The sequence below is a fragment of the Mesotoga sp. B105.6.4 genome (assembly GCF_002896535.1).
Taxonomy (GTDB): domain Bacteria; phylum Thermotogota; class Thermotogae; order Petrotogales; family Kosmotogaceae; genus Mesotoga.
In genome coordinates, this window is sequence record NZ_JWIM01000138.1 from 1 (window position 1) to 1456 (window position 1456).

At 44.6% G+C, this 1456-nt stretch carries 1 protein-coding gene; it reads left to right on the forward strand.

Annotation, left to right across the window (positions count from 1 at the left end; translation table 11 throughout):
* Nucleotides 1–446: 446 nt before the first annotated feature.
* On the forward strand, nucleotides 447–1283 hold the full coding sequence (locus tag RJ60_RS16415; RefSeq protein ID WP_258006378.1) for a transposase: 837 nt from the start codon (nucleotides 447–449) through the stop codon (nucleotides 1281–1283).
* Nucleotides 1284–1456: the final 173 nt, after the last annotated feature.

Sequence of the window (1456 nt, forward strand, 5' to 3'; positions counted from 1 at the left end):
CGTGACTTGACAGTGATTACCATATAGTATAAATATTTTATAGTTTTGGGTGAGTTCTGTCAAGCCGAATGATAAAGTGGAACGAACACTCGACCGAGGTTGCAGATAGAGGTTGGTGGTTGGGCAGGAGAAAAAAACAAGACCTAGACCCAAATAACGGGAGCATACAGAAGCTGTCTATCAGAACCACTCACTTCGTCATCCAGACTTGATCTTGGTCACAATCTGTGCTGGGTCTTGACGAATGACAGGTTCATGATCTTGAACGGTCAGCGGTGAACCGCATTTCACAGCCGCGAAAAACGGGACAGACTCCATTTTTGATATAATTTGTGTTGAATGTGAGCGAGATCCCGTATTAAAGCACTACGGGACGACAGGATCTGAGCCAGGCGTTAGAATCTGGGTTTGCTCGATTGATTCTTTCATTTTTATGGTTCGAGGTGATGATGATGCCGAGGTCAGCTCGGGTCGTATTCGAAGGTGTTGTTCATCACATTACTCAAAGAGGTAATTATAGGCAGAGCATATTTGAGGATTCTGCCGACAGGAAGAAGTACATTGAGTTCGTCAGTGAGTATTCGAGAAAGTATGAAATGAAGATCTACGCTTACTGTCTTATGACCAATCACGTGCATTTCTTAGCGGCTCCCCTTAGAAACGATTCACTTGCAATGACCTTCAAGTACACCAATATGCGGTACTCAAGCTACTTCAACAAGAAGAACCGGAGAGCCGGCCATCTCTGGCAGGCGCGCTTCTACTCATGTCCCCTGCATCGCGATCACGCCCTGGAGGCACTCAAGTATGTTGAAAGGAATCCCGTTCGGGCCAAGATGGTTCACTTTCCCTGGGAGTATGAATGGTCGAGCGCTAGGGAACACGTTGGTATGAGTGTGATGGTAGACGTTTCCGATGAAAGCGATAGCTCTTCTAGAGATGCTGGCAGTAAATCTGTGGACATAGGTGAAGAGCAAGTTCGTCCCCGATCTATCACGACAGATGAGAAAGTCTCTGAAGGCAACGCTCTATCTTCTAAGGTTTCAATAGCTTCCGGCAAGAACATTCAACTTTCTTCGTTGAAGGATTTCGATCTCAACTGGAATCCAGAAGGCTGGAGAGAGTTTCTTGGCTTTCCGGATGAAGATGATTTTCTCAGTAGAATCAGGGGAAATACGTTTTCTGGAAAGCCTTTGTTTGCCGAGAATCTTGTAGCCGATCTTGAGAAGGAGCTCGGTGTCTCACTTACAAGAAGACCAATAGGGAGACCGAAGAAGAGTTAGTAACATTCAGAGCGAAATACTGAAATGATTCGATATCAAGTTTAGAGGAAGTGTTGAGGGCACTTTCTTTCATCTGCCAAGTAGATAATCCTTCAAATCAGATTTGACTTTCTATGCATTCTTGTTTTTCGCCTCTGCTATTCGTAAATTTGTCAAAAATAGGGACTCCATTT